Here is a 26,345-nt window from a genome sequence, read left to right on the forward strand (position 1 = left end):
AATCACAACTCGGCAATTCCCCGCTTCAATGCTACAATCAACGCTTGAGTGCGATCGCTCACGCCTAATTTGCTGAGAATTCGGTTGATGTGGGCTTTGACGGTACTTTCAGTAATATTCAAAGCCATACCAATATCGTGATTATTCAAACCGCGTGTCATCAGAGCGATTACCTGGCGCTCGCGCTCGCTCAACTCTGGATTGTTCATCCGTTGCACCAGCTTGGCGGCGACTTCAGAAGGAATACATGATTGTCCGCTATGAACCAGATGAATAGCATTAAGCAGTGCATCTGGTTCGGCATCCTTAAGCAGATAACCCTTGGCTCCGGCGCGTAGTCCGCGATAAATATTTTCATCGCCATCATAAGTAGTTAGTATGATAATGCTGGCACAAACGAATTCAGTGCAGATGGCCGCAGTTGCATCGACTCCGCTCACGAGGGGCATCCGTAAGTCCATTAAGGTGACATCAGGCTGTAGTTGCCGATATTGGTTGATCGCTTCCTGCCCATTACCCGCTTGCCCCACTACCTTCATATCAGGCTCATTCTCAATCATTGCGGCGAGTCCCTGTCGGACGATTGAGTGATCGTCAACAATCAAAACGCCAATTTCTGCGGACTGACTCATGTTGCTGTCTCCCGATTCACACATACGACTACTTTTGTTCCCTGCTCCAGTTGGCTCTCAATCGAGAGCTGTGCCTCAATCTGCTCCGCTCGCTCGCTCATACCCAGCAAACCAAACCCCTGACTTAAGATTGTGTCGTTAACTTCAAATCCTCGTCCGTTGTCTCTAATCCGTAAAATACATCTGGTAGGTTCATAGACTAATTCAATCCGAATTTCGTTGGCGTGAGCATACTTAATTGCATTCGTAAATGCTTCCTGTCCAATTTTCAAAAGGTTATTCTCTGTTTCTGAGGATAATGTGTAAGGCGTACCCACAATCTCACAAATCAAGCTGGTTTCGGTTGAGGATTTCATCAGTGATACAAACTGCTCCAGCGCCGTCCACAGGTTGCCAGTTTCTAACAACTGAGGACGCAGTGCCGCAACGGAGCGTCGAGCCTCTACCAGCCCACTACGAGCTAGCTCGCGCACAGTGTTAATATGCGTTGGTATTGCTTTTGGGTTAGTTGTCACTAACCGAGCAACAGTACCCATATGAACCAAAATTCCTGTAAAGGCTTGCGCTAGCGTATCGTGAATTTCTCGCGCCATGCGATTGCGTTCTTCTAGAATTGAAGCTTGCTCGGCACGTTTGCGATCGCTAATATCCAGAATCACACCTAACATTTGTACAGGCTGTCCGGCGGCGTTGTAAATGCCTCGACCCCTGCCAACTAACCAGTGAATACTACCATCTGGGTAGATCGCTCGATATTCAGCTTCAAAATCAGTGTGTGTTGCTAGAGCCACTGTCACAGCTTGCTCAACCCGATGAATATCATTTGGGTGAACGCGATCGCGCCATACCTGATAACTGCTCTCAACTTCACCTGGGACTAACCCCAGCAATCGAGCGTGGTTATCGTTCCACTCTGTTGTATTCTCTAGGATATTCCAGTTCCAACTGCCGATATTGGTAAAATCCATTGTCAGCCTACGTTGCTCTTCACTCTGCCGCAGGGCGTTTTCAAATCGTTGGCGCTCTTCAATCTCTTGCGACAGGAGCAAAGTCCGCTCGATGACTTGTTGTTCCAATGTTCGGTTGTAATCGGCTAGTAGTCGCTCGGCTTGTTTGCGTTCGGTGATGTCTTGAAAGGCGGCGATCGCATAAACCACATTCCCCTGTTCGTCAAAGACTGGAGTTCCCCATACTGCGCAGGGAATATTTATGTCGTTTTGGCGAATATCTGCATCATCAATCCTGGTGCGTTCGCCACTCAGCGCCCGGATGATCGGCATTCTCTGTGTCGGATAAATTTGATCGGTTCCCGTCACATAAAATTGATAAATCTCTGCAAGCTGCTCTGGTGTCGCGGCAGGATCGACACCTTTACCCATCAGCTCAATCCCCCTCTGGTTGACATAGTAAGGGCGACCCGTCCCGTCAATGATGCCAATTCCCACCGGAATCGCTTCTAGAAATTGACTCATCTGACTTTCGCTGGCACGGAGCTTTGCGTAGAGTTTAGCATTTTCAATCGCGATCGCTGCCTGAGTGGATAACAGATGTAACAGTTCTGAGCGTGCGGGTGTAAAAACACCAGTTGCCAAGCGATTTTCCAAATACAACACGCCGACGAGCTGACTTTGTTTCAACAGAGGCAAACAGAGCAGTGATTGCGTTTGGTTGCGCTGAATGTATGGCTCATTGATGAAGTTACCTTCACGAGTTGCATCATTAAGGATGACAGATTCATGAGTGCGAATCACATACTGAATGATGGATTCCGGCAGTTGATCTGTCATTGGCAGCGACTGTAGCACTCGCGTCACACAGGCATTTGTAGCATCGTTGAGTTCACAAGCAGCCTCAATCATCCACTCTCCTAAAGTTTCCAAGAGCAAGCATCCAGTTTGTGCGCCCGCATTCTCAATCAATATCTGCATTAGCGAGCGAAGCAACTGATCGAATTCAATTTCACTGGAAATTGCTTGGGATGCCCTTAATACCGCTACTAGATCGAAAGCAATTGGTGAACTATTAGAAGTTGTTGTGGAGGTTTTATGGCTTGCTATATTAGTCGTGTCTGATGACTGAGAAAAGAATTGTGAATATCGAGTCTCTAAATCTTTGACTTTTGTAGTTGCGCCCCAACGCTCATAGCAGCAATGTGCTTCTTTCATGTATGTTCGGGCAAACTTTTCCCGACCACGAGATAGGTAAAACTTGGCGGCTAATTCATAGGCTAAAGCTTCTTCTTGCAAATATTCATTGTTTTTTGCACCTTGAATAGCTTGTTCGTAAAACTCTTCTGCTTCCAGAATATTGCCCTGAATTCTAGCTATTTCAGCTTCTACTAAATTGTATTTATGCTGAAAATTCATGGGAGCATGGACGGCCAATGTCTGCACTTTCGCTTGGTTACTGTTCACCTTTAAAAGCAGGCTCTCTTGCTCTGAATTGGGAAGATGTGAATAGATTGCTAGGCGTGAGAGAGAATCGTAGAAATGGAAGATAGAAGCTGTAACCGAACTTGGTATGCAGTCTAAATACTGCTCAGATAAGGTAGCATAATCTATTGCTTGATGGTAATTCTCAAATAAATAATTAAGAGTAAATTTATTGAAATAGAAGTAGAGAAGCTCAACTTTATCAATTGATTCAATGGGATGACAAAGCAATTCTTCCTCATTATAAGCGTCGCCTGACAAATAGCAGGGATCTTGAGGAACTGAGACTAAATTAAGAATCATTTGCTGAAATATCTGGTTATGTTTTAATATGCCTTTCTGTTTAATTTGAGCTAAAGTATGACTGCAAATTCTAAATTCATTGCTTAGTTCTATTAATTGAAAGCCACTCCAATAGGAATGTTGGCATCTCTTAAATATAGCGAATCCTGCAAATTCTAAATCTCCGTTTTCTATTCCACTAGAGTACGCCTTGTCAAAAAGAGATATAGACTCTCGAATATGGTATTTTCTGTAAATCAGACAGTAGGCAATAACGTGAAATGTCTTACTTTTAAATGAATTAGCCTTTAACTTTTCTACTAAATTTTTTGCTAAAAGTCCAAATTGATAAGCCTCTTCAGTACTCTGAAACACTGCGTTTAAAATTATTCCATAACTAGCATAAGCAAAGGTTGAGGCTTGAGCATTGCCATATTGAATCGATAAGAGTACTTGTTCAAGTACAGTTAGTAAAAATAGATCAGGTGCAGCTATATAGGTAGACGCAGTAATACTTGACAAAATTTGCATGGCTGCTAGCTTATTAGCATCCGTCATTATAGGCAGATCAGCCAACTCAGCGCTTCTGTTAGCCAAAGCAGCCTTTGTTTGAGCCAGTTTCTGTTGAATATCTAACTGTGTTGGTGCTTCAGGTAAACTGATTCCCAACTGCTCTAGTATCTGTAGGGCAATTTTGATCGCTTCTAACCGTTTGTTCTGTGAGATATAGGTTTGAAGTCTAACCTGATACACTTTTACCTTGTCTAAAACGGTTTTTGCTTGTTGTAAGACAACCGTTTCCCATCGTTTCATCTCGTCAAAGTCGCCGCTTAGATATGCTGCTTCTGTTATTTCTTCATGCAAAGCTAAAGTAAGCGGATACTGGCATCCCCAGCTATCAATCGCCAGCAATTTTATTCCCGTTGCTAAATAGGCTAAGGCTGCACTGTAAGCGATCGCCGCTTTTGCTCTTTGACCTGCCAATAGATTGAGTCTGGCAATTTCCTCTCGTTCGGCTCGATCGGTAACTAACTCAATCCCATAATTGAGATGATCCACGATCGCAAACAATTGATCGGTGAATTGTTCTGGCAAAGTTTTTTCCAGCAAATTACGACCAATTTGCAAATGTACTGTTTGTTTCTGCGACGGATCAATCAAAGTATATGCAGCTTGCTGAACGCAATCATGCAAAAACTTATAGTCTTGAACTAACAAGTCTTCGTCTAGTTCAGACAAAGGTTGGATGAGTCCATCTAGTATTGCTGTTAATAAATTCTGAAAAACTGTCTTAGGCGATTGCTCATACACGATCGCCAACGTCCCCAAATCAAATTCAGCCCCGATGCAAGCGGCTAATTGGAGTAACTGCCGTGTCACTTCTGGTAGCTTCTTCAACTTGTTGAGCAGCAAATCTACTACATTAACATCATCAGTAATATTAAAATCTCGAATCTGATCAAAGTTCCACCGCCAGCTTAAGTGATCGGCATCAAAGCGCAACAGATTTTCGCTGTACAGCAAGCGCAAAAATTCACACACAAGGAAGGGATTGCCCCCGGTTTTACGCAACACCAATTCAGCTAAGGGAAGCACAGTATGAGTATCTCTATATAGTGCCTCGGCAATTAACTTGCTTAACGGCTCCAGGGTGAGAGGAGATAGAACAATCTGATGCAGCACTGCTCCTTGCTTTTGCAATCCTTCCAGCGTCAGTACTAGTGGATGAGTTGGACTCACTTCATTGTCTCGATATGCTCCAATCAGGAACAGTCCTTGAGTTTGCTCATCCAGCATCATCAGTTCAATTAATTTCAGCGTGGCAGAGTCAATCCACTGCAAATCATCCAAGAAGATGACAAGCGGATGTTCCTTTGAACAAAACACCCGAATGAACTGCCCAAAGACAAGGTTAAACCGATTTTGTGCCTCTGTTGCTCCTACTTCTGTTACAGGCGGCTGCTTGCCAATAATCAACTCCACTTCGGGAATCACGTTAATAATCAATTGTCCATTGCTGCCTAATGCCGTGAGCAGGCGCGATCGCCATTGTTGCATTTGCTCATCGGGTTCACCGAGCAACTGCTGCACTAATTTTCGTAAGGCATCGACGATCGCACTATAGGGAATATTACGCTGAAGTTGGTCAAACTTACCAGAGATAAAGTAACCCCGCTTTGCCGTAATTGGTTTGTATAGTTCTTGTACTAACGCTGATTTGCCAATGCCAGAATAACCAGAGACGAGCAGCATTTCAGAGGACGCGGGGGTATTATCACTCTCTGTATCGTCTCTCTTTCCTGCAACTCTCTCAAAGACTGCCAGTAATATTGCAATCTCCGCTTCTCGTCCATAGAGCTTCTGGGGAATTTGAAACCGATCCGAGACATCTTGTAGACCCAGTTGGATGTGATTAATTTGACCGCTTGCTGCTAATTGTTCAGCACACTGTTCTAAATCTGCTTTGATACCCCAAGCGCTTTGATAGCGATCTTCTGCATTTTTCGCCATCAGCTTGAGAATAATATCTGAGACAGGTTGAGGAATCGTTCTACTCAGTTCATGCGGTGGAGTAGGCAATTTAGCAATGTGACAGTGGACTAACTCCAGAACATCTGTTGTGGGGAAGGGTAGTTGTCCCGTCAGCAGTTGGTAGAATGTGACACCAAGCGAGTAGAAATCGGTGCGATAATCCATTGCACGGTTCATCCGTCCGGTTTGCTCTGGAGACAGGTAGGCGAGGGTGCCTTCTAAAACGTGCGGACTTTTGAAGGTCGGACTGGTGCGATTAAACTGAGTAGCAATCCCAAAGTCAATAATCTTAACAACGCCAGTGTGGGAATTCAAGACGATGTTGTTGGGATTAATATCTTTATGAATCACCCCAGCAGCATGGATTCTGCCAAGAATGTCAGTGAGATCGATCGCCAGCTTGAGAAACGCAGATAGAGGCATGGGGCAGAAAATCTCTGGTTGTTGATGCATCCAAAGTTCTAGAGATTCTCCACCAAAATCTTCTAAGAGAATAACAAGTGTTCTCTGATATTCCTGCTGTGCGTAAGCTTTGATTATCCCTTCAAGATTAAGTGAGCGAGTCATCTCATATTCCTGCTTATAGCGGACAATCTCAGATGGAGCGGGATAGTCCTGCTTCAGAACTTTGAGAATAATAGCCAAGTTATCTTGTGTTCTAGTTCCTCGATAAACTAAGGAATTAGAGCTTTCATAGATTTTTCCTTGAATCGCAACATTGGGTAAGGAAATCATGATCACGACAGCCTTGATGCAGTTTATTGACGAAATCACTAGCCATAAGAAGCTTTAGCGATCGCAACGAGTAGTGGCTCAAACTCTAAAGCGTCTACATAACGCACACCATTGATAAATAAGGCTGGAGTGCTAACCACCCCACTATCCATTCCGCTAGCAATGTCTCGATTGATGCGATCAACATACACTTTCCGAGCAATGTCTCGAAGAAATTGAGTCACATCAAGCCCTAACTTGTCAGCGTATTCTGCTAAATCCCCATCTCCCAGCGCTTGCGGATACTTCAATAGCATCTCGTGCATCTGCCAAAACCGCCCTTGTGCTGAGGCTGCTTCTGTGGCTGCTGCTGCCTTTTGAGCTTGAAGATGGATTTGCGGCTGAGGAAAATGCCGAAATACAAAGCATAGAGAATCTCTCCCTAATAAGGTCGCCTCAAACTGGCGTTGAATTGCCATAATTGTGGTATAAAGTCTACCACATTGAGGACATTGATAATCCCCATACTCAACAAGCACAACGCGAGCATTGAACGATCCTTGCCGATGGTCTTGCTCAAAAGGGGGTACAACTAATTGATGGCGATCGCCAAGTGCGTCGTTAAGAATAACATTGCTCATTTTAAACCGTGCTTCTAAATCTTTGCGAAAAAGAGATTCATCGCGTACACTCTGAAATCTATTTCCTTTAACCCTATAATCGTTTGTATGAGGTTAATGTACGATCCTTGTTGAGGATTGTCGTCAATTTAAGGTCTGTATTTTAATCAACAAAATGATTGAGGATAATTCAATTTAAAGGAGTAGAACGAATCAAACTTAGGTTTGATTGCCTGCCTTACAAGCTAGCAATTCCGCGTTTCAACGCAATAATTGCTGCCTGGGTGCGATCTTTAACATCTAACTTGCTTAAAATTCGGTTGATATGAGTCTTCACTGTACTTTCACTAATATTTAGAGCAGTGCTAATTTCCTGGTTGTTCATTCCCTGCCCGACTAACTGAAGAACTTCTAGCTCGCGATCGCTCAGTTCTGGAGCAGTTAGCCTCTGGACTAGCTTGGCAGCTACGTTGGGGGGTATATACTTTTGTCCCCTGGCTACAGTACGAATTGCTGTTAATAATTCCTCTGGCTCAGAGTCCTTGAGTAAATACCCCTTTGCCCCTGCTCGCAATCCTTGATAAATCTCTTCATCGCTGTCATACGTGGTTAGCACAATAATTTGGGCATTGGGAAACTCATTGCAAATCACTGTAATCGCCTGGACACCTCCCATCTGGGGCATCCGTAAATCCATCAAAGTCACATCAGGCTGCTGTTGCTGAAAAACTGCGATCGCCTCATGCCCATTTCGCCCTTGACCCACAATAACGATATCTGGAGCCTCCTCCAACAATCCAATCAAACCCTGACGGACAACAGGATGATCATCCACAACCAGAACGCGAATACTACTGGGCTGATTCATGCTAACTTACCCCCGACCAATAGATACTGTGATTTCTGTCCCTCGCCCTAAGTCACTTTGAATCTTTAATTCAGCTCTAATGCGTTCAGCCCGTTCTGCCATCCCCAGTAGACCAAAGCCATTCCGCATCGCCTGGTTTTCTACCTCAAATCCCTGCCCATCGTCTTTAATTCGCAAGCTGCACTGCGTCGGCTCATAGATCAGTTCAATACGAATGAAATCCGCTTTTGCATATTTAATTGCATTTGTCAAGGCTTCCTGCCCAATCCGAAACAGATTATTTTCCAGATCGGAAGATAGGGGATAGATTGTACCAATGACTTCGTAGACGATTTGAGTGGCAATCGAGGAGTTTAATTGAGCAGCAAGACGGCTTAATGCCTCCTGTAAGTTACCGTTCTCTAAAAGATATGGGCGGTGTAGTGCCTCTACGGAACGACGTGCCTCCGCCAACCCAGAACGAGCTAAGTCGAGGATCTGGGTAAGGAGAGTTTGCGCTTTTTCTGGGTCTGCTATTACCTTACTAGAGGCAGAGCGAGCATGAATGATAATACCTGTAAATGCTTGGGCTAAAGTGTCGTGAATTTCTCGTGCCATGTGATTGCGCTCTTCTAGAATGGAGGCTGCTTCGGCTCGTTTGCGGTCGCTAATATCCTGACCGATCCCAATATGCATTCCATTACTCAAGCTAATCTGCGCCCAACACATATCGATATATCGACCATTTTTAGTTTTAGTTTTGAAGTCCTGCCATTTGCCACTGGCAATCATCATGTGTTCTAGAACTTGCTGATGCACTTCTGGATCGGGGTAGCATTCTACTAGTAAATCGATGTTTTGAAGTTCTGCACTATTCCACCCTAAAACCTTTTCTAACTCTCGGTTGACCAACTGAATTCGACCATTTGCGTCATATAGATTTACCATGACAGGAATATGGTCAAAGATGGTTTGCAGGAGTTCTTTCTGCTGCCGCAAAGCTTCGGTACGTTCGGCTACCTGCGCCTCCAGAATCCGGTTGTAATCGGCTAAAACTTTCTCCGCTTGTTTGCGCTCGGTAATATCTTGAAAAGCTGCGATCGCTCCAGTAATCTCGCCCTTTTCATTCAAGATGGGTGTACTTGAGACAACCAAAGGAACGACTCGATCGGGACGATGAATTTCCATATTGTCCACTTTGAGCGTTTCACCTGCTAACGAGCGCACGATAGGCAGTTGAGCGGTAGGATAAATCCGACCTGTTCCCACTATATAAACCTGATACGCTGCCGAAATTTGCTCGATATTTGCTGTTTTGATGGCATCAGTACCAGTTAACTGAAATGCGGCTTGATTGGCATAAGTAATTTGCCCAGTTAGATCATGCACTGAGACTCCAACAGGCATTGCATCAATAAATTGGGTTAATCGGCTTTCTCGTTCTTTGACTTGAGCGTAAAGATTTGCATTGGTAATGGCGATCGCTGCCTGTCCAGATAACAGTTGAACTACGTCTACTCGCTTTTGGGTAAAGGCTCCAACTGCCAAATTATTTTCTAAATAAACAATCGCAATTAGTTCGCCTCGATCAATCAGGGGCGCACATAGAATAGATTTAGGTTGATGGATTTGAATATACGAATCATTTGCAAAGTCGCTCTCAAACGTTGCATTATTAACAACCACACTTTCCTTGGTGCGGTTGACATAGTAAACGATGGATGTAGGAAGGCGATCGCAGATGGGCAGAGATTGCAATACTTCTGTTGTATAAATATCACTACCAGCATCAGTACTAATGACAGCCGATGCTTCAATCGCCCATTCTCCAGCTTTGTTTAGAATCAGACAACCAGATTGCGCTCCTGCACTCTCGATCAGTATTTTCATTAATGAAGCTAGCAATTGATCGAGCATGATTTGACTGGCGATCGCCTGACTAGCTTTCATGACTGCTGCCAAATCTAATGCTTCACCTGAGTGGCTGCTGGAAGTTGTAGAGTAGATTGTCTGCCTATCTGTCGTGCGAATTGTCGGTGATTGAATCAGGAGTTGGGGGTATTTAGTTTCTAAATCTTTGACTTTGGCTTTAGCCCCCCAGCGCTGATAGCAGTAGTGAGCTTCTCTCATATAGGTTTGAGCAATCTTCTCTCTACCCCGTGCCAAATAAAACTTAGCCGCTAGCTCATACGCTAGTGCCTCTTCTTGGAGATATTCGTTATCTCTTGCGCCTTGAATTGCTTGTTCGTATAGTTCTTCTGCTGCCAAAAATTGTCCTAAGACTCGCGCTTTCTCAGCTGCAACCAAGTCATATTTATGCTGATAATTCTGTGGAGCATGATCTGCCCATATCCGCATCTTTTCTTGACTAGCATTAACTCGAATCAGCCAAGTTTCTGGTTCTACATGGGAAACTTCGGCAAATCTAGCTAAATGCGCTAAAGAATTATAAAAATGATATATCCCCACAGCAATCCTTCCTGGTATGCCACTGAGATACTGCTCTGTCAGCATGGCATTTTTAATAGCTTGAGCATAATTTCCGAATAAATAATCTAAGATCAGCTTGTTGAGATAGCAAAAGACAAGCTCACTGATATCATTGATTTCAATTGCATGAGGGAGCGATCGCTCCTCATTATAAACATCACCCATTAAATAGCTAGGATTTTGAGAACGTCCCAGTAAGTTAAGAACAGACTGCCAAAGTATGGCAATCCAATTTAAGGGACTTTCCCTTCGGACTTGGCTGACGATCTGACTATAGGTTGCTATTTCCTGTTCTAAGCTTGTCAGTTCCCGTCCAATAAAATATGAATGTTCGGGTATGTGAAATCCACCATAACCAACAAATTCAAAACTGCCAGTTTCCATTGCGCTTTGATAGCTCTCTAGCAAAAGTGGTAGCGTCTCTTTAAGATGCTCTTGCCAATGCATTACAGAGACAGCAAATGTAGACACTATCTTCGCCTTAACTTCTTTAATATTTAATCGTTCGGTTAAGCTTAAAGCTAATTTGCCAAATTTATAACCAGCCTCTATATCTTGGACTATGCCACACAAAACAATTCCATAACAGACGTAACCATGCGCAGACCAAGTGGTATTGCCAAATGCGATCGATAAATTCACTTCTGATAATGAAATCAGAGGGAACAGATTAGGAGCAGCGATAAATGTCAAAGAGGTAATGCTAGATAAAATATACATCGCAGCTAGTGGTTCAGGTTGGCTCATTACCTTCAGATTAATTAAGTCTGCAATTTCCTGATCGGCTAATTGTGAAGCAGTCTTCTCTAGCTGTGTTTGAATATCTAATTGACTCGGTGCTGCGGTTAATTCCACACCCAAGCGAGCAAGTACCATTAGCCCAATCTGAATCGCTTGTTTAAGATTGCCCTGTGACGCAGCTGCTTGAATTTTGACATCGTAAATTTTAACTTCATCGAGAACTGTTTTGGCATGATTATGTACTACACAAGCCAAATGTTCCATCGCCATAAAGTTGCCACACAGATACGTCGCTTCTACTGCTGATTCGGATAAAGTCAGGCTTAAGTCATAGTTCGTTTGCCAACTATCCAAAGAAAGGAGCGATCGCCCAATATGGAAATATTTGACCGCAGCTTCATAAGCTGTTGCTGTTCTAGCTTTCTGACCGGCGATCAAATTCAGTCGGGCAATTTCATCTCGCTGGGGTTGCTCGGTCACAAGCATAGCGCCCAGGTTGAGATGATCGACAATTTTAAATATCTGATTTGCTAACGTCTCACTTGCAGCCAGGTTTGTTGCTGGTTCGCTTGCAGCCATTTGTAATAAATTGCGACCGATTTCTAGGTGAACGACAGGTTTTTGTGATTCATCAATCAACGTATATGCAGCCTGCTGTACTCGGTCATGCAAAAATTTGTAATGTTGAACCAAAAGATTTTCGTCTAACTCTGAGGTGGGAAGAACTAATCCTGTTTCAATAGCTGTAGTTAGTTCGGTAAAAATGTCAGTGGGCGATCGCTGACAAATAATCGCCAGTGTATTCAAATCAAATTCAGATCCGACACAAGCTGCTAAACACAAGGCATTCTGAGTGGGTTTTGGCAGTTGTCTCAATTTACCGATAGTTAATTCTACAACATTATCGGTAATGCCTTTCGATTCAATTTGGGCAATATCCCACTGCCAGCACCGATGATCAACATTAAAGGTCACAAGTTCTTCACTGTTGAGGGTTTTCAAGAACTCGTTGACAAAAAAAGGATTGCCCTCGGTTTTCTGCAATACTAACTGGGCTAAGTCACGCACAGTTTTGGCATCCTGAAGCAGCGTTTCGGCGATCAATTGACTCAATGGCTCCAGCGTTAAAGGTGTCAGGACAATCTCCCCAAGCACTACTCCTTGTTGTCGCAATCTTGAGAGTGTTAGTACCAATGGATGCGTTGAATTGACTTCATTATTTCGGTAGGCTCCAATCAAAAATAGCGATTGGGCTTGCTCGTCCAGCAGCAGCAGTTCGATTAAATTTAGCGTGGCTGAGTCGATCCACTGTAGATCGTCTAAGAAGATTACCAGAGGATGTTCTTTGTCACAAAACACCCGCACGAACTGCCCAAAGATGCGATTGAAGCGATTTTGAGCTTCTGTGGCTCCAACTTGGGGTACGGGCGGTTGCTTGCCAATAATCAGTTCTATTTCGGGAATGACATCAACAATCAGCTGTCCGTTGCTTCCTAAAGCAGTTAGAAGGCGCGATCGCCACTGTTGCAACTGCTCGTCTGGTTCCCCCAACAGTTGCTGTACTAACTTTCGCAAAGCATCGACCATGGCGCTGTAGGGAACATTACGACCCAATTGATCGAATTTCCCCCAGATAAAATAGCCGCGCTTGGCCGTGATTGGTTTATAAAGTTCCTGTACTAACGCTGATTTGCCAACTCCAGCATAGCCAGTCACCAACATCATTTCGACTTGGAATTTTGTTTGTGCGTTATTTTGTAAAGCAGCGATGCGGTTATTTTCTGGACACGCTACGGGAACGAACGCTGCCAATAACATGGCAATTTCTTGATCCCGTCCATACAGTTTTTGGGGAATTTGAAATCGATGGGAAATGTCTTGAAGACCTAACTGGATGCCATCGATTTGACCAAATTTTGCTAATTGGCGATCGCAACTTTCTAAATCCGCTTTAATGCCCCAAGCACTTTGATAGCGATCCTCGGCATTTTTAGCCATTAGTTTCAAAATGATATCTGAAATGGCTTTGGGGATGGTTGCATTCAGTTCGTGAGGCGGAATGGGCTGTTTGGCAATGTGACAGTGAACTAGCTCAAGGATGTCTGTTGTCGGAAACGGTAGGTGTCCGGTGAGCAGTTCGTAGAAGGTAACACCAAGCGAATAAAAATCGGTGCGATAGTCGAGCCAGCGATTCATCCGTCCTGTTTGCTCTGGCGACAAGTAGGCAAGAGTGCCTTCTAACACATGGGGGCTTTTGAATGTCGGATTGGTGCGATTAAAGCGGGTGGCAATTCCGAAGTCAATGATTTTGATAACGCCAGTATCCCGATTGAGAACGATGTTTCCTGGGTTGATATCCCGATGAATCACATGGGCTGCATGGATTCTACCCAGAATATCGGTGAGGTTGATCGCCAGAAAGAGAAACGCGGACAAAGGCATGGGGCAGAAGTCTGGGCATTTGTGCATCCATTGTGCCAGAGACTCGCCGCCAAAATCTTCTAAGAGAATGAGGAGCGTGCGTTGATAATCTTGCTGGCTGTATGCCTTGACAACTCCTTCTAAGTTGAGGGAGCGAGTAATTTCATATTCCTGTTTGTAACGGATTAATTCTTGAGCAGAGGGATAATCAAGCTTGAGCATTTTCACAACAAGCGATCTCTTGTCTTGCACTCTGATGCCCCGATATACAAGAGATGCCGAACTCTCATATATTTTGTTTTGAATGGCAATTCCAGGTATGGCAATCATATAATTTTTTTTTCGATGAGTGTCATAAGCCATCTGTCACTCATTATATGGCTGGCCAGACTATAAAAACTAGAATAATAGGGCAAATCGAGCGAATCATGCTATTTGGTTAAACTTTCGCCACAAATAAAGCATCTTTCAAGTAATCTTCAAAAGTTAGTCTCATGATTACAACTTAAGTTGGAATAAATTTTGAACTTAAGTGCAATTTAATGTTAGAACTTCAGATCGTTAATCGGCGATCTTTTTGTCACTTAAAATATAGACTCTGAATTGATGACAAATTTAAGCTGACTCCGTATATTAATTTGTATAAGGATTGACAAGTAAGAGATTTCACGGTGCTGCCCGTACAGTGAATGCTTTTTTCGTCAAGGTTTAGAAAGAGTCACAAGATTTCTGCCCAAGCAACTGGCGATTCTCCAATGGAGACATCTGAGCGATATCGATCGCAACGAGTCTATGGCGATCGCATCAACTAAAACATTGAAAGTGGATTGCGTAGCACTCTTACACAGACTCTCGCCTTATTTATTCATCGAGTCCCTTATATCGATGCTTGGAAGCTTGAGATGCTGTTAGCAGCAATTATCAAAGCCGGAAATTTTTAGTAAATACATTGACCGCTCAAGCAACACAATTGAGCATCTTTTGAGTGGAAACATTTTTAAAATACGGAGAGCGAAAAAATGTATAATTCCTCCTTCTCTGATTCCGATCGCTCTAACTCTGCCGTTTGGCGTAAACGCGCTCGTAACCGAGGTGTAATTCTATCGCCAGAGGGATGGCAAAAACTTACTCCTGTTATCCATGATCGATTTGGCAACCGCTACACCTATGAAGAACTGAGCGAGCGATCGCATCTCGATGTCCGTACAGTCAGTCGTATCCTTAGTTGTCAAGTTAAAGTTGACAAACGGACGTTGAAAATCTTCTTTGAAGCGTTTAACTTACATCTAGATTTTAACGACTGCATAAAACCAGAATTCAATCGCACCAGCCAAGCGGTCAGCCCTGAACAATGCCTAAACTCAATCGCTTCTATTGATGTGAATTTATCATCCGCAGAACTCGTTGAATTCTGCCAACGACTGAAGCAGGATTTGAGACGCATCTCTAATTTATTAGATGAGATAGCTGCAAGTAGAGAATATTCTCCTAACAATTCTGTCAGTGGCATTTTTCATGCTCACACCGATAACCCTGTCAGACAATTTCAGTCTGATCAAGTCCTGACGGCAATACTGCAAGCGTCTTAACCTGCATTTCTCACAAAACGGTAGGGGCGGGTTCACAAAGGAAGCTTCAATCATTCACGAATATCTCGTTAACCCGCCCCTACAGCCTCTGGACTTCGGTTTGATAAATTTCGTGAGAAATCCGGGTTAACTGTCTTGCACGCTCATCATGCACCCTTCGTTAATTTCTTTATGCCTTTTTCTGTCACTATCCTACGAATCTCCCAGGAGAAAAATATGTTTACCATACCAAATTCTTTGCAGAGAACACTTTTAAAAGCATCTGTTCTTGCTACTTCTACAACAGCTCTACTATCTATCTGCTTACCACCCTTATTAGCTGCCTCTCCCAGCCTCAGTGATGGCATTATGTGCGTTGCCAGAGGAAAAAAGGGGCAGGACAGAAATGTTTACTTTTACACTTCTGTGATCGATGATGCCACTTTTAGCAAGAAACAACCAGTGTCAGTCACCATGCTAGAAAAGCAGGTTGAGGTTGATGAAGACGATTTGGTAGTTCTCGACAAGGACAAGCAAAATTTAACGGTAACTGGCATTGAGGCTGTGACTGTGTCTGCTCCCGAATTAGAACCAGTAGCACTGGCGCAAACAACTCTCACAAGTAAGGACACATTCAGAGGTAAGACCAAGACTGGCACTCCTATTACCTTCCAGTTGGAAAAAGACTACTCAGTTATTAAGCTGACTCATGCAGGACAGACTTATTCAGGCATTTGTCGCTAGAGCGAACGAAATATAGCGCTTCTCAATCGAGTCCAATACAGACCTAACCCCCAACCCCTTCCCTACAAGGGAAGGGGAACAAGATTCAAAGCCTCTCTCCTTGTAGGAGAGAGGTTTGGAGAGAGGTCAGAGCGTATTGCATACAAACGAGAACCGCTATAGTTTCTACTGAAGTTTGATGTTGCACGCTCTATCTTTTGAATCAAACTCAATTACTCATATTCAGGAGACAAAATCATGTCAGACAAGCACGAAGTTGTGAATATCTTTCCCACCCATCATGAGGCAGAAGCTGCGGTGTTGACACTGCAAAAATCGGGCTTCGATATGCACAAGATTTCGATTATTGGTCAAGACTATCAAACCACCGAACACGTAAGCGGATTTCTGACCTGGAAAGATACTGCCAAAGCTGGAGCCGGAGAAGCAGGTTACTGGGGTACTTTTTTTGGTGGACTATTCGGCATTCTCACAGGTGTCGGATTACTTTTTATTCCTGGAGTTGGTCCTGTGATTGTCGCCGGACACGTTGCAGGAGTGCTGGCAGGTTGGATCGAAGGCTCGATCGTCGGTGGTGTGGGCGCTGCCGTTGCTGGGGGGCTGGCGGGCGCTCTCATAGGGCTAGGCATTCCCAAGGAAAAAGCCCTCAAGTACGAGATACAAATCAAAGCAGGTAAGTTTGCAGTGATTGTTTCCGGTACGGATGAGGAAATTGAGCGAGCGCAGCAGATTTGGCAAAACGCAGGTGATGAAGCCAAAGAATCTGTTGCCATTTAAATCGACAGCAGCAATTCAACCATTTCTCTCGCTGATACCAATTCACTAAAAATCTGATACAGATCCAAACACGGAAACCCTTGTAGAACAAGGCTTTCTTAATTTTGAATTTTGAATTTTGAATTGGTATGAGATCCTCACACAGAGCAGTGGATGGAAATCTCATGTATGCGATCGTCACGTCGAGCGTGTTAGCGATTCTCATTCACGTTTTCTAACAACAGGATAATTTGCGATCGCTCAACCGCGAACAAACTATCTGGTTGTGTTGTCAAGAGCGGTCACTTATGATGTTCTCTGGCTGGCGGCATTTTGATCGCCCAAGTATGAGGTTGGCGATCACTTTTTTATTCAGCTTGACTCTGGCGCTGGGCTGGACATCCCCAGTTTGGGCGCAGGTTTCTCCGGTAAATCCTGTAGTGCAAAATGTCAACCAACCGCCTTCAGGAGTCCAACGGCTAGGCGCAATTGAAATAGCGACAGTGAAGTTGGATGGAGAAAATTTATTTCAAGTCGTTGCCCCGACTGTCTGGAACCGTAACAATCCTGGCAAGCAGATTCCGGTTGAAGTCAGAGTTGAAGAGATTGAAGCTAACCTCGACCGCATGATTACCTTCGCTCCAATTGAGAATTTTGCGCTCCCGATTGGTTCGATAGTGCAAGGCGATCGCCGAAAAGGTTTCTACACGAACTTCGATCCCCAAACGCTGCAAGTGTTTGCCTCCAAGCTTGATGGCGATACTATCGTTCTAGCTAAAGATGCCTATCATTCCGTACCTCTGCAACTATTAACTGTCACCCAGTTAGATGCTAACTACTACGGGCTGAGTGTAGATCGACTAGCACAACAGTTGCAGTCTGGACTTTACCAACACTTGTTAGAGGAACTGAACGAGCGTTTACCTAGAGCGATCAAGCAGCAAATTCAGAACGCATTTATCAGGGCTACAGCCACGATTGGAGCCAGTCTGCTACTTTGGATGTTGTATAAACTGCTGATGGTGCGCGATCGCATTCTGGCAACAAGACAGGCTGCGGTCGTGGCCCAGTCAAAAGCCGCAGCAGACACCGCTACAGCCAATGTCCCTCATACTCCATATTTGTTGGAGTTTCGCCACTTGCTGCAAAGACAATTTACTTTGGAGCGACGGCGCAGTTTGGTTGCTTTCTTGAAATGGCTGCTGATCTGGGGTCAATTTATCCTCTGGAGTGGTGGAATTACCGCAATTTTAAGCTTATTTCCCTGGACAAAACAGCTAGCCTTGCAACTGTTATCTGCACCCTTACAGTTTTTGCTGCTCTGGCTGCTTGTAGGATTGGCAAATCGAATGAGTAATGAATTGCTCGCTCGCTTTGCCAAAAATTGGCAAGACTATCATTTTTTCAATTTTCAATTTTTTACAATTGCCGACGCGCAGCGCAAGTCTTTACGCATCTCCACAACTATCAGCGCGGTTAAAGGACTGAAAACATTCGTTATTTGGGCGATCGCTGTTGGTTGGATGTTGCAAAGTCTCGGAGTCTCAATTGGTTCGGTACTAGCTGGCGGTGCGATTGTCGCTTTTGCACTTTCTTTGGGCTTCCAAAACTTAGTCAAGGATTTGGTCAATGGCTGTCTAATTTTATGGGAAGACCAATATGGGATTGGGGATGTAGTGGTAATTGTCAATACATCTGGTAACAAGACAGGGGGTTTTGTTGAGAATATGAATTTGCGGGTAACTCAATTGCGAAATGATGAGGGGCGTTTGATTACTATTCCCAATAGTGCGATCGCCCAGGTAGAAAATTTGACCCGAATTTGGTCGCGGGTAGATTTTACGATTGAGGTGGCTTATGAAACAGACATCAAGATGGCATTGGCATTACTCCAAAAGATTGCTCAACAGATGTACGGCGAAACCAAGTGGCGCGATCACCTAGTGGGATTGCCAGAGGTTTTAGGAGTCGATAACCTCGCGCACACTGGGATGATGATTCGAGTCTGGATTAAAACCCAACCCCTGCAACAGTGGGTTGTTGGTCGTGAATTTCGCCTGCGCGTCCGCGTTGCTTTTGAAGAGCATGGCATTCAGATTGGCACACCCCAACAAGCCGTATGGGAGAAAAATGTTTCTGTTCCGATTGGCGATCGCACTGATGGTCAAGGTGAACTAACGAATCAAGGCGATCGGAGTTTGGATTAGGGAGCGCATATAGTGTTTGTTCACAGAATGTTAAACTGAGTGTTAAAAATATCAATCTTACCTGGTAAAAATAGGAAAATGCGTGGAAGCTAACTATCAGCACCTGAACAAGAATAAATACCGTTCTGGCGATCGCGTTGGAGATATTTAAAATTTAAATAGTTCAAAATTTTAAAATTGAAAAATTATTTCATTAATTTTAAATTGATAGTTTTGAATTGGAGCAAAGCGACGGTCATAATTCCGGCGGTAACAGTAATTTCAGTTGCATTTTCAGTCTTAATAAAAATCGCTAAAATGCTTTCACAACTTGATTTTTAAGGATTTTAGGTAAAAATTGTGGAAATGCTATGAACTCTAAACAACCTATATACAGTCAAGTCACTCCAATCGAATATCAACTGTTGCTGAAGTTGCGGGAGCAAAATCCTGCTCAAAATCCACCTAAGCTGCGTTTGACTTTCGGAGAGCGCATTGCTGATCAGGTTGCGACTGTTATGGGTTCTTGGCGTTTCATCATTGTTCAAAGCTGCTTTCTGGCAGTTTGGGTGATTTTGAATGTTGTTGCCGTGGATAGACACTGGGACCCTTATCCGTTTATCCTGCTGAATTTAATGCTTTCGTTTCAAGCTGCTTATGCCGCTCCCATTATTATGATGAGCCAAAATCGGCAAGCTGCGATTGACCGAAAAGAAGCTAAACACGACTATGAAATTAATATGAAAGCCGAATTGGAAATTGAACTTTTACACGATAAAATCATGCTTCTAAAAGAAGAGGAAATTGCCGAACTTATTAAGCTGGTACAAAAGCAAAATCAACAAATGGAGCAGTTAAAAGCATTTTTAATCCAAAGATAAATGAATGATGCAGATAAACTTGCACTTAATAAATCTCTCCGTTTTCCTTGGGGCTAACAATGGAATCACCTGACACATCAAGCAACGTACAGATGCCTGTTCAACAGGGTGGACAGCACCCAGAATCATCAACGGGAGTTTTGGACAAGAATAAACCCGCAATTAAACCCGATCGCTCTGAGTCGGAAGTTCAAGATGAAAAAAGCGGGGAAATTTGGCTGCGATTACTTCCGCTTGGAGTACTGTTCATCGCCTTTGTTCTTTGGGGAGTGTTGGGGAAGATTCCCAATCGGGCTGAGGGACGTGCTGGTATTTTGATTCCTCGCTCCAGCGTTGCGATTCAACCGCGTGAAGGGGGTCGGGTATTGGCGTTGAATATTCGACCGGGTGATTCTGTTAAAAAAGGGCAAGTATTAGCAACGATGGAGTTTCCTGAACTGGAAACAGAATTGCAAGACAAGCGCGATCGCCTTGCAGACCTCAAGGCACAAAACTACCAAATTGGTTCTGTACAAAAGAATCGTAGTCAACTCAATTCAAGTGCTGTAGCACAGAAGCGTCAGGCAAATTTGGGTCAGATTGAATCGCTGCGGGTGCAATTGGCGAGCAATCAGAGCCAGCGAGAAGCATACCTCGATCACCTCAAGTACCTGCGTAGATTTAAAGCATCTACCGATGAGAGACTGTCTGCTTACAATGCTTTGGCAAAAGAGGGCGCTGTGCCTCGGATTGGATTCCAACCCTATTTCTTTCAATCCAGTCAGCAAGAAGTTGCCAATTCTGTGAATCAGACGCAAGTAGCCCTCGATCGCCTGAAGGGTGAAGATGAGAGCTTGCGCGCACAGATACAAACCCTGATGGCAGCAAACGAGGCACTGACTACCGAGAAGCGCGGCATCGACCTACAAGATACCGTCAGTGATGTGACTCGATATAATGCGATCGCTGACCAACAACGCGATATCAACACCTTAAAAACTAGAATTCGTGCCAATAGCCAGGTCGTCAGTCTCTATAACGGTAAAGTTGAGGAAATTTCGGTCAATTCAGGTGAAGTAGTGCCTCCGAGTGGTCGCATCGGCAAGCTATCAGTCGATAACCCCAATGCCAAAGTCAATGTGGTGGCACTGTTCAAAGTGGGTGATGCCAAGCAGTTAGCACCAGGAATGGCAGTCGAAGTCATTCCTGATTTATACGAGCGCGAACGCTATGGTGGCATCGTTGCAAAGGTCATTGAAGTGGCTCAACAGCCAGTCACCGCATCCGAATTATCCAATCTGGTCGGCAGTCAGGATCTGGCAGAGAAGCTGTTATTGGGACGCGATAAGGACGATCGCGATAAGCCTCAACCAATCAACGCCAGCGTGACGAAAGTGATCCTAGAACTCCAAACTGACCCGAATACAACCAGTGGCTTTAAGTGGACTGAAGGCAAGGGAGCGCCCAGAGTGATTACCGACGGGACAACCGCCGATGTCAAAGCTGTGATTGAGGAGCGATCGCTGTTGAGTTACTTAACTCCCGCTTTTCGTTGGATTACGGGAGTGTATTGACTGTTACAGTGTTGAGTGCTGAGTGCTGAGTAGAAAGTAAAACTAATTGCACTCAGAACTACTGAAACTAATTTGTAATTGGAGCCTCATGCTATGCAAAATTCTAAAAGACGGTCAAAATGGTGGGTTTGGTGGCTGAAGTGGTGGGTCATTGCAGCTGCGATCGTATTTATTTTGATGATCTTTAGTGAACCGCCTCAACTCTGGTTTTGGTTGGTCGCATTTTTTGCGCTACTTCTCTACTCCATTGAACGTGCAATCAACGAGTAAATAAAAGATCGTCCTACAGCCTCGAAAACGATGGGCCACATTTCCGAATGAAGTTTAGGATCGTGAATTAAATAATATCTGTGATTGCAAAAGTGACTCGCCCTCACCCCCAGCCCCTCTCCCAAGCTGGGAGAGGGGAGCAAGAAGTCCGGTTCCCCTTCTCCTAAGCTGGGAGAAGGGGTTAGGGGATGAGGGCAAAATTCTCGACATTAATAAATCCGCATTCCTTAAAGGAGAAGCGAATTCCTTGGATACTCAGTACTCAACGATCATCAAACAGGGATTGAAATTTTCCCTGGGTGCCGCCCTGTTGGGTAGCTTTTTCTGGCATCGGGCAGATGTATTAGATAACTATGTTTATCCTATTTTCGGTTATGTTTCTGTCCTGATTGAACCCGCCGCAGGAGGCGCAATCATCGCGGGTCTGGGGCGGGTTGGCGGCAGTGCCTTGGGCGGATTCATTGCTGCTATGTTGTTGAGTTCATTTGGTATCTATGGCTCAGGCTTATTTATCATTCCGCCGATTACTTACATCCTATCTGCCTTCATTTGTGAAACCTATCGCTGGCAAGCAGCCTATTCTCAAGCAACATTGCTGGGAACGCTGATTGCCATGAGAGCAGTTGGGACATCAGATCAGCAAGATATATGGCTGTATCTAAAATCACGTCTGATTGATAACTGGATTGGCGTTGCGGTGGGAATTGCCATAACACTGCTGTTTTGGCGACAGGATACTCGCACTGAGTTAACCAGAAACTTGAAACAATTTTTGCAGGGTGTACCTCGTTTGTTTCACTTAATCGTGAATCAGTATGCCATGTCTCCCCAGTTGGAGAATACCGAAAATAATCATACTCCTGTTCTTTCCGCCTTCGCGCCGCCAGCCTCGCTACTCGATCGCCTGACAAAAACCACACAAGCCAGCTTGACAACTTTGACAAAAGCTGCTTCTGAATTTCAGAGTCAGACACTAACTGAGGAGAATTGGAGTGCAATTTTAACCAGTCAAAGCCAGCTTTCTCGGCAATTGGCAGATATGCTAGCTCTTGCCGATCGCAATGAGCAAACGTTAGCCCGTCAGTTTAGGGTTGAATTAAATCAGTTTGCTCAACATCTGGAAAAAAGCTGTGATCAGTTAAGCACAATCGCCAATACATCCCATTCTTTTCATCCTGATCTTTCTGAACTAGAGCAAGACTTAGCCATTATCAAAGATAAGCTTAATCATCTGCGCTCCACTGGAGAAATTGGCGCATACAACATCTCAGAAACGTTGCGATTCTTTCAATTGCTCCAGCTTTTGACCCAATTTACCCAGGAGTTGCGATCGCTGCAAAATCGACTGCTCTATAAAATGAATGTTGCAGCAACCCATCAGCGAAGGCGACTCTTGACCTTCCCGAAGCGCACATCTATATCTATGAAGCGGGCGATCGAAATTGTGGGTATGGGCATGGCGATCGGTATGGTAATCGGTATTGTTCACCATATCGATTTCCCCTATCCTTCTGCCTATGAGACAGCTGCTGAAGTGATTATTGTTGCCCTAGTTACAATCCTTGTTCAACCGACACGGGGAAGGGCGATCGCGCTCAGTCTGGCTGCGGTCACTTGTTTCTGGATCAGCCTCTTTTTGATATATCTCCTGGGTATTTCCTTTGGCTATAATCCCATCACCTGCTGTGTGGTTTTCTTTTTTATTTATGTCTGCTGTACCTTATTGGGATTTACCTCACTTGCTCGTGTGGGTGCGATTATTGCAGCCGATTGGCTCGGAAAAGACATTTTCCCTTTCTTTTATCAGGGACTGGCAGCAGTGGTAATTGCCATTCCCTGCGGTGTGTTGATTGCTTTATTGATTACAACCGTATTCATGGGTGGCTCTGCTGCCAATGAATTAGAAAAGAGTTTTGCTCAAACCTTTAAGCAACTTGGAAAGCTCTATCAATCTCTGTTAACAACTTATCTTCAGGGTGCAACCCCATCCCCAGAAATCACTCAATTGAAAGCAACCCTGGCAAAGACGATCGCTCAACATCCAATGGGTTTAAAGGTTGCGGGTCTTGAGCAAGGTTCGGGTGGCTTGGCAACCAAGCATAAACATCTGTGGAATTTCTTGCTGGGTTACGAACAAATGCTTTTTGCCCAACTTGAAACATTGGCAGATGAATTGCAACAACCGATACCCAATGCGATTCGACAACAGTATTTATCAGAACTCCAGGCGATCGCTAAAGCAACGGTTGATGGGTTTAATCAACTATCGGCAATGGTTACGGCTCCAATGCTGCCGCAATTCTCTCAGGGATCGTCCTTAGTTCAGGAAATTGAGTCAATTGAACAGCAACTTTTGAGGCAACGAGTTGAAAGTCGCAGCTATCCCCTCGAACAATTAATCGCGTTCAGTTCCACCTTTATGACGATGAAAGCGATCGCCAGTAATCTGAACCGAATCAGCCAGACTTTGCCAACCTACGCCCAGTAGGGTGAACAATATCTTACAGCGATTTGCAGCTAATTGAACCACATATATTGTAGGGGCACGGCAGTACCCATTGATGTCAACTTAAGCTAAAAATAGCTTGACGCTAGGCCGAAGCACCCACCTTGGAATTAATTCCAAGGCTAATAGCACAAGTCTACTCAAGTAGACTGAAGATTTTGGGCATATGTAGTCATCTTCAGATGACTTTTGCTATTAGCAAGGAACTTCAGTTCCTTGCGGGACATCGATTTTACGTTAAGTTGACACCAATGGGCAGTGCCGTGCCCTCACCGCGTGGTCTATTTACCTGAAAATAGCTGTAAATTGCGGCATAACTGTTCAATCTTGACTGGTGATTATTGGATGAAGACTGAACACTAATAGATACCGTTTATAAAAATACTCCGATGGAAAACCTGTTTTCTGCCTGAATGCCCGTTGTGTAGAATCATCGAGTTTTTAATCCTCCTCTCAAACTATCCAATACAATGAAACTTAAAATTCCCACCTGGATTGGTACAACGATCGGGCTGCTGGGCATGGGCATATTGCCAGCTCTCGGTGCAGAACAGGTCAACTTTTCTTACGGTCTGTTAGAATTCTCGGTTTCGGTGTCTGAGCTAAAAACCTTTGCTCAAGACGGTAAAATAAGTCAACAACTCGCCTTCTTTACCAAACGCCTCAAACCAGAACAGATTGCTCAACTGCGCCAAGTTTTGACAAAACAAGAAAAATTAAGCCCCGTAGCCGTTGCTCAGTTTCTCTATTCAGACATCGGAGAAACGATGCTAGAGTCTGCGGGAGAAACCATTCAAACTGGTGCTAGACAAAACGGGTTTTATGCCATTCGGGCAGCATTGATTTTAGCGGCGACTGATCCAGAGGGATTAACGCTCCTGAATACGATGCGCTACTTCCCTTCCCAGAGTATTTGGATTAACTCCAACAGGATTTTTGCCTTGAGGAATAAACTTTCAACTCTAGAAAAGGAAACACAGCGATCGCTTGCTGTGATTGAGCAGGAGTCTATCACAGAAGCATCGGCTGAACCTCGCGTAAATAGCTCAAAAGTACCCAGCTTATTCAACAAGACAGGTGCGTTTTCCTGGCAGAAACGAACGATCGCGTTTGTCGATGAGAGCCGGAGATTTCTGATGAGTGGGAATGGAAATCGAGTAATTCAAACCGATCTTTATTTACCTCAAAATCAAACATCAGCACCCGTAGTCGTCATTTCCCACGGTCTTGGTGGCGATCGCACTAGCTTCGCTTACTTAGCAGAAACCTTAGCATCCTACGGATTTGCGGTTGTAGTGCCGCAGCATCCTGGGAGTGATTCTGTTCACATGCAAGCACTCCTGGCCGGGAAAACCCAACAAGTCTTTCCCGACAGAGAACTGATTGACCGCCCCTTAGACGTAACGTTTGTGCTGAATCAATTAGAACAGCGTTCAACCTCCGATCCGTGGCTACAGGGAAAAATCAACGTTCAAGACGTAGGTGTGATTGGCCAATCGTTTGGAGGGTACACCGCCTTAGTTTTAGCGGGCGCACAAATTAACATTGCTCAGTTACGCAAAGATTGTCAACCAGAATCGGATTTGTTCGATATTTCTTTGTTGTTGCAGTGTCGGGCATTAGCGCTGGGAAAAGATGCTCCTGATTATGCCCAGATCCAACAAACCATCAGCAATCTGGATTTACGCGATCGTCGAGTCAAAGCGGTGTTCGCTCTGAATCCGGTTACTGGCAGTATTCTGGGACAAACTGGTTTGAGCCGCATCGAGATTCCTGTCGCCATTGGTGCTGGTGCGGCAGATATTGTGACTCCTGTTTTTTCGGAACAAATCCAGGCATTTAACTGGTTGACGACCCCAGAAAAGTATTTAGGTGTGGGTGACAAAGGAACGCATACTGATTTGATTGCGGGTGTGAGTACGGTCGCGTTACCCTCTTTTAATCGTTTCTCTATTTTCTCTGAACCTGATCTTGTGTTAGAACGCATTCTTGTTCAGGCGCTGAGTACCGCATTTATGAAAGTCTATCTGGCTCACGAGACTGACTATCGTGCCTTCCTCAGCGCATCTTACATCAAGAAATTGGATCGCGATGATCCATCAAAAACCTATTTTGTCAGGTCATTACCAGCAGGGTTTCCCAAGCGCGATCGCCTCTAACTGTAGTGCCT

The 26,345-nt window shown here is 44.4% G+C and carries 14 protein-coding genes; 9 read left to right on the plus strand and 5 right to left on the minus strand.

What is annotated here, in order from left to right; all coding sequences use genetic code 11:
* Window positions 1-2: 2 nt before the first annotated feature.
* From FD725_RS22035 to FD725_RS22055, 5 genes are all read right to left on the minus strand, one after another.
* Entirely contained in the window at window positions 3-632 is a 630-nt protein-coding gene (locus tag FD725_RS22035) for a response regulator transcription factor (RefSeq protein ID WP_179050124.1), read from the minus strand.
* Window positions 629-6,613 carry an AAA family ATPase gene (locus FD725_RS22040; RefSeq protein WP_179050125.1) on the minus strand — a complete coding sequence of 1,995 codons (5,985 nt, stop codon included), beginning with the start codon at window positions 6,611-6,613 and terminating at the stop codon, window positions 629-631. The genes FD725_RS22035 and FD725_RS22040 overlap by 4 nt, the downstream gene beginning before the upstream one ends.
* A gap of 38 nt (window positions 6,614-6,651) precedes the next feature.
* The gene (locus FD725_RS22045) at window positions 6,652-7,233 is read right to left on the minus strand and encodes a DsbA family protein (RefSeq protein ID WP_179050126.1); all 582 of its coding nucleotides are present in this window, start codon (window positions 7,231-7,233) and stop codon (window positions 6,652-6,654) included.
* A 217-nt stretch (window positions 7,234-7,450) separates the two neighbouring features.
* On the minus strand, window positions 7,451-8,080 hold the full coding sequence (locus tag FD725_RS22050) for a response regulator transcription factor (protein WP_179050127.1): 630 nt from the start codon (window positions 8,078-8,080) through the stop codon (window positions 7,451-7,453).
* A gap of 6 nt (window positions 8,081-8,086) precedes the next feature.
* Window positions 8,087-14,041 (minus strand): AAA family ATPase, encoded by a 5,955-nt coding sequence (locus tag FD725_RS22055; protein ID WP_179051642.1) that lies wholly within the window; start codon window positions 14,039-14,041, stop codon window positions 8,087-8,089.
* A 359-nt stretch (window positions 14,042-14,400) separates the two neighbouring features.
* Between FD725_RS22055 and FD725_RS32650 the strand changes: the two genes are divergently transcribed.
* The 9 genes from FD725_RS32650 (at window position 14,401) to FD725_RS22095 (ending at window position 26,334) form a co-directional block, all read left to right on the plus strand.
* Complete coding sequence (locus FD725_RS32650) at window positions 14,401-14,523, plus strand: hypothetical protein (protein ID WP_256871704.1); 123 nt, start codon at window positions 14,401-14,403, stop codon at window positions 14,521-14,523.
* Between the two features lie 207 nt (window positions 14,524-14,730).
* Window positions 14,731-15,300, plus strand: coding sequence for a helix-turn-helix transcriptional regulator (locus tag FD725_RS22060; protein ID WP_179050128.1), 570 nt, complete (start codon window positions 14,731-14,733; stop codon window positions 15,298-15,300).
* Between the two features lie 216 nt (window positions 15,301-15,516).
* Window positions 15,517-16,023: a hypothetical protein gene (locus tag FD725_RS22065; protein WP_179050129.1), complete on the plus strand. Its 507-nt coding sequence runs from the start codon at window positions 15,517-15,519 to the stop codon at window positions 16,021-16,023.
* Window positions 16,024-16,260: 237 nt separating this feature from the next.
* Window positions 16,261-16,800 carry a general stress protein gene (locus tag FD725_RS22070; protein ID WP_179050130.1) on the plus strand — a complete coding sequence of 180 codons (540 nt, stop codon included), beginning with the start codon at window positions 16,261-16,263 and terminating at the stop codon, window positions 16,798-16,800.
* 287 nt (window positions 16,801-17,087) lie between these two features.
* A complete protein-coding gene (locus FD725_RS22075) occupies window positions 17,088-18,986 on the plus strand; it encodes a mechanosensitive ion channel family protein (protein WP_179050131.1) in 1,899 nt (632 codons plus the stop codon).
* Between the two features lie 350 nt (window positions 18,987-19,336).
* Window positions 19,337-19,846 (plus strand): DUF1003 domain-containing protein, encoded by a 510-nt coding sequence (locus tag FD725_RS22080; RefSeq protein ID WP_179050132.1) that lies wholly within the window; start codon window positions 19,337-19,339, stop codon window positions 19,844-19,846.
* A 92-nt stretch (window positions 19,847-19,938) separates the two neighbouring features.
* On the plus strand, window positions 19,939-21,399 hold the full coding sequence (locus FD725_RS22085; protein WP_218653130.1) for an NHLP bacteriocin system secretion protein: 1,461 nt from the start codon (window positions 19,939-19,941) through the stop codon (window positions 21,397-21,399).
* A gap of 517 nt (window positions 21,400-21,916) precedes the next feature.
* The gene (locus tag FD725_RS22090) at window positions 21,917-24,157 is read left to right on the plus strand and encodes a hypothetical protein (RefSeq protein ID WP_218653131.1); all 2,241 of its coding nucleotides are present in this window, start codon (window positions 21,917-21,919) and stop codon (window positions 24,155-24,157) included.
* A 488-nt stretch (window positions 24,158-24,645) separates the two neighbouring features.
* The gene (locus FD725_RS22095) at window positions 24,646-26,334 is read left to right on the plus strand and encodes an alpha/beta hydrolase (RefSeq protein ID WP_179050134.1); all 1,689 of its coding nucleotides are present in this window, start codon (window positions 24,646-24,648) and stop codon (window positions 26,332-26,334) included.
* Window positions 26,335-26,345: the final 11 nt, after the last annotated feature.

It is taken from the genome of Nostoc sp. TCL26-01 (assembly GCF_013393945.1).
Classification (GTDB): Bacteria; Cyanobacteriota; Cyanobacteriia; order Cyanobacteriales; family Nostocaceae; genus Trichormus.